Origin of the sequence: Brooklawnia sp., assembly GCF_032229645.1 — a bacterium.
Taxonomy (GTDB): domain Bacteria; phylum Actinomycetota; class Actinomycetes; order Propionibacteriales; family Propionibacteriaceae; genus Brooklawnia.
Map to the genome: position 1 here is coordinate 1 of NZ_JAVTWX010000069.1, position 9,661 is coordinate 9,661.

6 protein-coding genes are annotated in these 9,661 nt (G+C 65.9%); 4 read left to right on the forward strand and 2 right to left on the reverse strand.

All coding sequences use genetic code 11. The annotated features are described in order from the left end of the window. Positions 1-85 precede the first annotated feature (85 nt). Positions 86-1,144 (forward strand): ABC transporter substrate-binding protein, encoded by a 1,059-nt coding sequence (locus AAFP05_RS04790; RefSeq protein ID WP_341728713.1) that lies wholly within the window; start codon positions 86-88, stop codon positions 1,142-1,144. Between the two features lie 581 nt (positions 1,145-1,725). Here the strand turns inward: AAFP05_RS04790 and ppdK are convergent. Both ppdK and AAFP05_RS04800 read right to left on the reverse strand, forming a co-directional pair. Beyond that, positions 1,726-4,371, reverse strand: a complete 2,646-nt coding sequence (gene ppdK, locus AAFP05_RS04795; RefSeq protein WP_341728714.1) for a pyruvate, phosphate dikinase — start codon at positions 4,369-4,371, stop codon at positions 1,726-1,728. Positions 4,372-4,534: 163 nt separating this feature from the next. Further along, positions 4,535-5,431: a pyruvate, water dikinase regulatory protein gene (locus AAFP05_RS04800; RefSeq protein WP_341728715.1), complete on the reverse strand. Its 897-nt coding sequence runs from the start codon at positions 5,429-5,431 to the stop codon at positions 4,535-4,537. A 45-nt stretch (positions 5,432-5,476) separates the two neighbouring features. Between AAFP05_RS04800 and AAFP05_RS04805 the strand changes: the two genes are divergently transcribed. From AAFP05_RS04805 to AAFP05_RS04815, 3 genes are all read left to right on the forward strand, one after another. Next, positions 5,477-6,469: a methyltransferase gene (locus tag AAFP05_RS04805; protein ID WP_341728716.1), complete on the forward strand. Its 993-nt coding sequence runs from the start codon at positions 5,477-5,479 to the stop codon at positions 6,467-6,469. A 102-nt stretch (positions 6,470-6,571) separates the two neighbouring features. Beyond that, positions 6,572-7,738, forward strand: a complete 1,167-nt coding sequence (locus tag AAFP05_RS04810; protein WP_341728717.1) for an alpha/beta hydrolase-fold protein — start codon at positions 6,572-6,574, stop codon at positions 7,736-7,738. After that, positions 7,735-9,661 (forward strand): phosphatidylglycerol lysyltransferase domain-containing protein (locus AAFP05_RS04815; protein ID WP_341728718.1); only part of this gene is annotated, 1,927 nt, incomplete at its 3' end. The genes AAFP05_RS04810 and AAFP05_RS04815, both read left to right, overlap by 4 nt.

Consider the following 9,661-nt stretch of genomic DNA (forward strand, 5'->3'; position numbering starts at 1 on the left):
CGGGTGTTAGCGTAATCGGGCACTGTTTCCATGGCCTAGAAAGGGGCCGCGCCGGCTCGATCCGGCCGCTCCGGAAAGAACTGCCTTGAAGAACCGGACCCACAGCTGGACCCTCCGGGTGCTTGGTGCATTCGCCGCCCTGGTGCTGACCGCGGGCTGCGGGGCAACGGCGTCGGTGCCCGACTCATCGTCCACCCCCAGCAAGAGTCCGATCACCAGTAGCAAGAGCCTCGCCGGGTACTCGAACGACGGTTTCCCGATGACCGTGACGGATTTCACCGGGCATGTGGAGACCTTCGAGCAGCCGCCCCAGCGGATCGCCGTGGTCTCCGGCACTCCCCTCAGCATCTTCTACGACGCCGGCGGCACCGCCATCGCCGCACCCACGCTCACCGAGAACCTTCTGCTCGTCGACGACCGGGCGGACGAGATGAGGGCCCTGCCACAACTCGGGCTGCCGCGCAGCATCGATAGCGAGGCGCTGATCGGCCTCAATCCCGACCTGGTCATCATTCAGGCGGCCGCTCAAGCCTCTCTCGAATCCCAACTGGAGCAGCTGGGCGTCCCCACCTTCGCCGCGTCGATCAAGAGTCTGGACGATGTCACCACCGCCTACGAGATCTTCGGTGCGCTGGCCGGAACCAGCGAGCGGGCATCCCAGCGCATCGCGCAGATCACCGCCGACACCCGAGCCGTCGTCGAGCAATGGCCCGCGGACGATGACACGTCGGTCGTGATCCTGAACGCCGCGACCTACTCGACGATGATCAAACTCGACGATTCGGTGCCGGGCCAAATGACCTCGCTGCTGGGTGTCACCAATATCGCTTCCGGCAAGACACCGGATAACTCCGGCTCCGACACCACCACCCTCGACATCGAGGCGATCGTCGCCGCGCAGCCCGACTATCTGCTGGTCACCAGCATGTTCAACAGCAACGACGAGGCCCGCGCGGCCATGGCGAACGAGTTTGCGTCCAATACCGCTTGGCAGGCGGTGGATGCCGTACGCGACGGCAAGATCGTCTACCTGCCGCAGCAGTACTTCCTCTACAACCCCGGCCCGCACTATGCGGACGCGGCGCGCTACCTCGCGGCCAGCCTTCGTCCGGATGTCTACGGCGACCCGGTCGAACCCGCCTGATCTCGCTGGTTTCACCGGGTCGGACCGGTCTCACTGGACCAGACTGGTTTCACTGCGTCAGGCTCTGAAGCGGCATGAGCAGCGACTACCGAAAGCCACATCGGCTGCCGATCCGTCCGACCCCCACCACAGCAGCTACCGGAAACCACAACAACTACCGAAGGTTCGCTAGCCTCTGCCATTAGCGGCAGCCGCTGGACGAGACCACCCGCACTCCGGCAGCACCTGCGACTTTCGGCAGCCGCTGCCAGGCGTGAAACGCCCACCACCCCACCGGCTACCGGAAACCCCAACAACTGCCGATCCGTCCGACCCCCACCACAACGGCTACCGGAAACCACAACAGCTACCGAAGGTTCGCTAGCCTCTGCCATTAGCGGCAGCCGCTGCACCAGACCACCCGCACTCCGGCAGCACCTGCGACTTTCGACAGCCGCTGAACGAGACCCACCCATGAACGCCAGGTGGCCCGGCCCCTTGAAGGGAACCGGGCCACCTGAGGACCCTCCAGAGAACTACCGCTGCGCGTTAATCCTCTGTCAGGCTCTGATTCGTTCTGATCGGCTCAGACCAGGATCAATTCACTTCTGCTCCATGGCGGCCTTGGCAGCCGCGAAGCGGGCGATCGGAACCCGGAACGGCGAGCAGGACACGTAGTTCAGCCCGACGGTCTGGAGGAACTCGATCGAATCCGGATCGCCACCGTGCTCGCCGCAGACACCGCACTTCAGCTTCGGGTTCGTGCTGCGTCCCTTCTCGACGCCGGTGCGGACCAGTTGGCCGACCCCGTCGATGTCGATCGTCTCGAACGGGTTGCGCGGCAGAACACCATCAGCGACGTAGGCGCCCAGGAAGCCATTCTCGGCATCGTCACGACTGATACCCAAAGTGGTCTGGGTCAGGTCGTTGGTGCCGAAGCTGAAGAAGTCGGCGTGCTCGGCGATCTTGTCCGCGATCAGGGCGGCCCGCGGCAGCTCGATCATGGTGCCGATCGTGTAGTCCAGCTGCTTGCCGGCGGCCTCCAGCTCATCGGCCGCAGTGCGGTCGACGATAGCGCGCTGGGTGACGATCTCGGTCTCGAGGCCCACCAGCGGGATCATGATCTCAACGCCGACGGTCTCACCCTCGCGCTCCAGCACGGCCAGGGCTGCGCGGATGATGGCGCGGGTCTGCATCTCGGGGATCTCCGGGTACAGCATCGCCAGACGGCAGCCACGGGTGCCGAGCATCGGGTTCTGCTCGTGCAGCTTCTTGACCTGGGCGAGCGTCGTGCGCTCCTTGGCCAAGATCGCGGCGTCGCCACCGGTGAGTTCCAGCTCCTGCACCTTAAGCGCCTGGTCGAGATAGTTCGGCAGGAACTCGTGCAGCGGCGGATCGAGCAGCCGGACGGTGACCGGCAGGCCCTTCATCGCGGTGAAGATGCCCTCGAAGTCGGCCTGCTGCATCGGCAGGATCTTCTCCAGTGCGGTGGCCCGCTCCTCGGCGTTCTCCGCCAGGATCATCTCACGGACGGCCGGCAGCCGGTCGGCGGCCATGAACATGTGCTCGGTACGACACAGGCCGATGCCCTCGGCACCGAGCTCGCGGGCCTTGGACGCGTCCTCGAAGTTGTCGGCGTTGGCGCGCACGCCCATCGTCCGAACCTCGTCGGCCCACGCAACGACACGCTGGAAGTCCTCGTTGATGCGCGGCGGGATCAGCTTCAGCGCCTCACCGAAGACCTCACCGGTCGAGCCGTTGAGCGTGATGACGTCGCCCTCGTTGAAGACATGGTCGCCGACCGTGAGCTGCTTGCTGTCGAGGTCGATCTTGATCGTGGTCGCACCTGCCACGCAGGGCTTGCCGAAGCCACGCGCCACAACGGCCGCGTGGCTGGTCATGCCGCCGTGAGCGGTGAGAACGCCTTGGGCCACCAGAACGCCGTGAATGTCGTCCGGAGTGGTCTCATAACGAACAAGGACGACTGCCTCGCCCTTCTCGCCCAGTTCGGCGGCGGTATCGGCATCGAAGACCAGGCCACCGACGGCAGCCCCAGGCGAAGCAGGCAGGCCCTTGGTGATCGGCTTGGCGGTGTTGGACGGATCGATGGCCGGGTGCAGCAGCTGGTCGAGCTGGCCGGGCTCGATGCGGCGCAGCGCCTCGTTCTTGTCGATGACGCCCTCGTCGACCAGGTCGGAGGCGATCTTCAGCGCTGCGGCAGCGGTCCGCTTGCCGTTGCGGGTCTGCAGCATGTACAGCTTGCGGTTCTCGATGGTGAACTCGAGATCCTGCATGTCCTTGTAGTGGCCCTCGAGGCGAGCCATCGTGTCGAGCAGTTCGTGGTACGCCTCGGGAAGAACGTCTTCCATCTCCGACAGATGGCGCGGGGTACGGATGCCTGCGACGACATCCTCGCCCTGAGCGTTGGTCAGGAACTCGCCGTAGATGCCCTTGTCACCGGTGGATGGATTACGGGTGAAGCAGACACCGGTGGCCGAGGTCTCGCCTCGGTTACCGAAGACCATCTGCATGATGTTGACGGCGGTACCCAGGTCGCGGGAGATGTGGTTGGCCTTGCGGTAGACCTCGGCGCGCGGGTTGCCCCAGCTACGGAAGACCGCGTCGACCGCGCGGTTGAGCTGCTCGACCGGATCGGTCGTCCACTCACCGCCCAGCGCCTCGTTCGAGATCTGCTTGAACTCGGCAACGAGTTCCTTGAGATCCTCGGCGGTCAGATCGGTGTCGCCCTCCACACCCTTCTCGGCCTTCTTCGCGGTCAGCGCGTCCTCGTAGAGGTGCTGCGAAACGCCTTCGACGACCTCGCCGTACATCTGGATGAAGCGGCGGTAGCAGTCCCAGGCGAAACGCTCATTGTTTGCCTCGGCAGCCACGGCCTCGACGGTCTCATCGCTGATGCCGAGGTTGAGGATGGTGTCCATCATGCCGGGCATCGAGACGACGGCACCTGAACGGACGGAGACCAGCAGCGGCTTGTCCTTACCGCCGAGCGTGCGCCCGGTACGCTCTTCGAAGCGCTTGAGACCCTCGGCGATCTGCTCACGCATGCCTTCTGGCCACTCGCCATTGTTGTTCATCGTTTCCACGCATGCCGTGGTGGTGATGGTGAATCCGTCGGGTACCGGGACGCCCAGCCGCATCATTTCCGCGACGCCGGCGCCCTTTCCACCGAGGATGGGCTTCATCGACGCGTCGCCCTCGGAAATGTCGTAGATGTACTTATCAGTCACTGCTGAAATCTCCTTTGACTAGCAAAATCGTGCGGGGACGGGTCCGTGACACGCCGTTGAGCGCCACTGGTGGCACTTGCACCCCTTTATTCTGCCTGCTTCGGCATACAAGTGGAAACCGGATCAGGCTGTTTTCTTCGGCCCCGGGGCAACCGACAGCGGGTTATGGTGCCAGCCGCAGACTGCCAGGTGTACGGCGCAGCCGCGATCCGGCCTTGCGTGCTCGCGCCTCGACGAGATCTGTGACCCTCGCAGCGGCCTCCTCCAGGGCCAGACCGGTGGTGTCGATCACCGGGCAGCCCAGCTGGCGCTGGATGCGCCCGACCTCGTCCAGTTCGTCATAGATCTTCGCCAGATCGGCGTAGCCACCGTCCTTGGTGCCGTAGCCGCCCAGCGTCTTCACCCGCCGCGAGCGGATCTGCAGCAGCCGCTCGGCGTCGATGGTCAGCCCCACGATCCGCCAGCGCTCGATCTCGAAGAGTTCCTCGGGCGGCGCGATGCCTGGCACCAGCGGCACGTTGACCGTCTTGTAGCCGACATATCCCAGGTAGAGCGACAGTGGGGTCTTGCCCGACCGGGAGGCCCCGACCAGGCAGATATCACACTCGGCCAGTGCCTCGGGCATGACGCCGTCGTCGTTGCGGACCGCGAATTCCATCGCGCTGATCCGGTCGAAGTAGTCGGCCTCCACCGCGACCGGACGCATCACGACCTCGTCCGCCTCGGAGCCGGTCGTCTGCTCGATCGCCTGCAAGGTGTCGCCGAGCAGATCGGCGCAGTGCAGCTGCTTGTCTGTGCAGTAGCGCCGCACCATCTCGGCCATTTCCCGCTTCACCAGTGTGAACAGGATGACAATGCGGCCCTGTGGATCAGCCGCACGGGCTGCGGTAATGCGGTCGAAGACCCGCAACAAGGCCTCGCCGTCCTTCACCCTGGGGTGCCGGACGATCGAGAACCGGGACCGCGGGAACTGTGCCTGAGCGGCGCGGGCCAGTCTGGCCGCGGTCTCACCCGAACTGTCGGCGATGACGTGGACATTCACTTGACGATTGGCCGGCATGGCCGAAACGTTACAGGCGAGCATGATGATGAGAGAATCGAGCCCATGGATCCCGTCGACCGCATCATCGCAGCCAACTCACCAGACCACGCCCGGCATCTGCTGATCGTCGACGCCCCAGGGCTGGCCGACGAGGGCACGGCTCGGGCCGGGCGGGTCAGCGTCTGGTGCGACGACATCCGAGACCGTGCATTGGTGGCCGATGAGCTGCTCATCCCACGATTGGATGCAGCAGCCCTCGCCGATGTCGACCTGGTCTGGATGCGGCTGCCGAGTGCGCTGGGCGGGTTGGACGAATACGCAGAGCTGGTCGCCGCCTTTGCAGTGCCGGAGGTGCAGCTGGTCGCCGGTGGCCGCGAGAAGCATCTGAGCAGGTCGATGAACAGCGCCCTGGCGCGCCACTTCTCGTCGGTGGCGGCAAGCCTGGGACAACAGAAGTCGCGGGCACTGTTGGCGTCCGGGCCCTCGCGGGCCGGCCATCTGAGCTGGCCAAAGCACAAACGGCTCGACATCGGCGGCGAGCAGATCGACCTGTGGTGGCACGGCGCCACCTTCGCTGCGGGCCGCGTGGACGACGGCACCCGGCTACTCATCGACCACCTCGATCGAGTGGCCGATGCCGACCGCTATCTCGATCTGGGCTGCGGATCGGGCCTGCTGGCCGCGCTGCTCACCCGCACTCACCCGGATTCGACGGTGGCCGCGGTCGACGCCAGCTGGGCGGCGGTCGATGCGACCCGGCGCACCGCCGGCGCCGCAGTCGAGGCGCATTGGGCGTCCGGCCTTGATGCGTTCGATGACCAGAGCATCGACGTCATCGTCTGCAATCCCCCGTTCCATCGCGGGGCCGCGAAGGATTCCGCCCCGGCGCTGACGCTGTTCGCCGAGGCTTCCCGGACGCTGGGGCCCGGCGGCGAGTTCTGGTGTGTCTTCAACTCGCATCTGCCGTGGAAATCCCGGCTGTCCCAGCTGATCGGCCCGACCACACTGATCACCCAGAACCGCGGCTACACGCTGACCCGTAGCCTGCATCAGTGACGACCCGATTCATGTCCCCCTCGACCCGCTGATTGCCCCGAAACGGGCTCGGTTCGCGGTCGGCGCCCGAATCTCATCGGGCAAGGGGGCATCCTTGAGTACATGCCCAGCTGGCTTCAGCCGACCTCGCCGGTCATCCTCATCCTCGTGGGAGTGTTGCTCCTCGCCATCCTCGGATGGACGCTGATCTGGATCCCCACCCACCGGCATCCCCATCGTCATCATGCGATCGGAGAGCAGAGCGTCGGCGTCCTGGTCAGCATCCTGCTCTCGCTCGCGATGGTCTTCCTCGTCCTCAACACGCAGAGTTCGTGGTTCACCACCTGGTCGAGCATGGGCGGTGTCGGCGCGGTCGCCGCCACCGAAGCGGTCGGAGACCCCACCGAGCCCGACCAGCCGGCGGTTGGGTGGCAGACCGGCATCCCCTCCGATCTGCAGTCGAATCCACGCACCAATCCCGCATTCGGGGAACAGACCTGGTCGGACGACACCTCCCAGGGGCAATACCTGACGGTCTCCATTACCGGACCGGCCAGCGGCCGGACGCAGACAGCGGCCGTCTGGCTGCCGCCGTCGTATCTGGACCATCCGGAACGGTTCTATCCGGTACTGCTCGGGTTCAGTGGTGTGCCGGGCTCGGTCACCGCGCTCGTCGAGGGTCTGCATCCCGGCGAGCTCGTCGCCTCGCTGAGCTCTCAGCAGCAGTTGCGCGAATCGATCGTCGTCGTCCCGGACGTCTTCCCGGACAATCTCGACACCGAATGCGTGGACGCCTCGGACGGATCGGTGCTGATGGAAACCTATATCGCGACCGATGTCGTGAACTGGATCCGCACGAATCTGCGATCCGATCCCGATCGCGAGGGCTGGGCGACCTTCGGCTACAGCGCGGGCGGCTTCTGCTCGTCCATGCTGACCATGCGGCATCCGGACCTCTTCGGTTCGAGTATCAATATGTCCGGCTACTTCGAAGCCGACTTCGAAGGCCCGAAGCTGCGGCCGGACGACGACACCAGCTACGACCTGGGCGTCATCGCCGGCAGCAACCCGCCCGATGTCGATCTGTGGTTCTATACAGCGAAGGACGACCCCATGCCCTACGAATCGTGGCAGCGGTTCAATTCGGCGGTGCTGGCTCCCACCTCGTTGACCAGTCAGCTGGTGGACACCGGTGGCCACACCACCTCGGTATGGGCCGCCGGCCTGGAGGCCGGGCTCGGCTGGCTGGGCCGTCAGGAGCCGCACTTCGCCTGGGAGGCCACCCAATGAGCATCACAGCGCCGAGCATCCAGGCCCGTCGTCACCGCCTCGCGAACGCGGTGACGTGGGCGTTCGCGCTCGCCACCCCGACCGCCTTGCTGCTGTGGCTCAGCCGCCGAGTCTTCGCGGTGCACGGGCACGTCAGCTGGGCCGAGATGGCCTTCTGGACGGCGAACATCCCGGCCACCGCCTCACTGGTTTCGGCCGCCGGCCTGGGACTGCTCACCGTCGGGCTGCTCTATCGCAAGCGTCTCGCCTTGTGGATCGTCATTGCGATGCAGGTCATCGGGGGGCTGTGGGGTGCGGTCGGGGCTGTCCTGATCATGCTTTCCGATGAACCCCAGATGCTCGACCGGCCCAACGAGCACGTGCCCATGCTGATCGCCTCGGCAATCATCGCGGTGATTGCGGTTCCCGCCCTGATCCGGCTGCGTCCGGATTTCCCGGCGCGGATCCCGCCGGGCTCATGGACGGGCGCACTGGGCACACTGCTGGGTGGGCTGGTGCTGGCGATAGCCACCACCCATCTGCTGGTGCTGATCTGGCCGGACGCGAGCGGTCCGGCCTGGCAGCAGACCGTCACCGCACTGATGCACGCGGTCGGGATCGCGCCGCCACGATCGTGGAATGTGCATGTCGCACATCTGGTGCCGCAGCTCGCGTCTGTGATCATGGTGATCGCGCTCCTCGCGGCCACCGTGATCTTCCTGCGTTCCACCCGCTCCGATGAGCAGCCGGACGCCACCTCGGCGCTGACGGCCCGCCGGATGATCGCCGGATACGGCGACGACGACTCGCTCAGCTACTTCAACACCCGAGCCGACAAACTGCTGCACTTCTCCGCCGACGGCAAGGCTGCCGTCGCCTATCGCACCTTCGCCGGGGTCTGCCTCGCCTCCAGCGATCCGCTCGGCGACCCGCATTCGTGGCCGCAAGCAATCGCCAGCTGGCAGGACGAAGCGCGCCGCTTCGGCTGGGTGCCTGCGGTGCTGTCGTGCGGCGAGGCCGGCGCTCGCGCATACAACACGGTGCTCGGCTACCGGATCTTGCGGCTGGGCGACGAGGCGATCCTGAAGCCCGGGCAATTCCGCCTCGACTCGACGACGATGACCGAGGTGCGCCGGGCGGTCAACCGCGCCCGGCGCGACGGGCTGAGCGTCCGGATCACCCGCACCGGCGACCTCGAGCCGGACGAACTGACTGCGCTCGATGCGGCCGCCGAGAGATGGCGCGAGGGCGATGAACGCGGCTTCACGATGGCCCTCGGCAGGCTCGGAGATCCGGCGGACGCCAGGATCGTGGTGGTCACCGTCCATGACGCGAATGACACGATGGTCGCTGTGCAGAGTTTCGTGCCGTGGGGACGCCACGGTCTCTCGCTCGATCTGATGCGCCGCAGCCCGGATGCTCCGAACGGCACCAACGAGTTCCTGACCGCCGAGCTGATGAGCTGGTGCACCGACCATGGCATCGCGCGGGTCTCGTTGAACTTCGCCTTCTTCCGGCAGGTCTTCGCGGAGGCCGAGGATGTCGCAGCGACCACCTACCGCAGGATGAACTCGCAGGTGCTAGGCCTGCTCGACCGCTTCTGGCAGATCCAGAGTCTCTATCGCGCCAACGCCAAATACGGCCCGCAGTGGTCGCCGCGCTATGTCGCGCTGGCCAATCCGCTGACCATCCTTCAGGTCGGCGTCGCCTGTCTGATCGCCGAGGGCTTCTTGACGATCCCGTTCATGCGTCTGCCGCCCGACGAGCCACTCGTCTTCACCGCCGAACAGCTCGCCGAACTCGCGCAACTCGAGGCCCCGCCACCGCCGGAAGCCGATCCGGCCTCCCGGGCATCCGATCAGACCCGGCATCGGCTCGCCCACCTTGCCGCGCTGGAGGCGGCCGGGCGTCCCGGTTACCCGGTCGGTCACCTGAATGCGGTCT

Bases quoted from the DNA above. Each gene is read 5' to 3' on its own strand.
- AAFP05_RS04805 (WP_341728716.1), top strand. From the start codon at position 5,477: ATGGATCCCGTCGACCGCATCATCGCAGCCAACTCACCAGACCACGCC.
- AAFP05_RS04810 (WP_341728717.1), top strand. From the start codon at position 6,572: ATGCCCAGCTGGCTTCAGCCGACCTCGCCGGTCATCCTCATCCTCGTG.
- AAFP05_RS04800 (WP_341728715.1), bottom strand. From the start codon at position 5,431: ATGCCGGCCAATCGTCAAGTGAATGTCCACGTCATCGCCGACAGTTCG.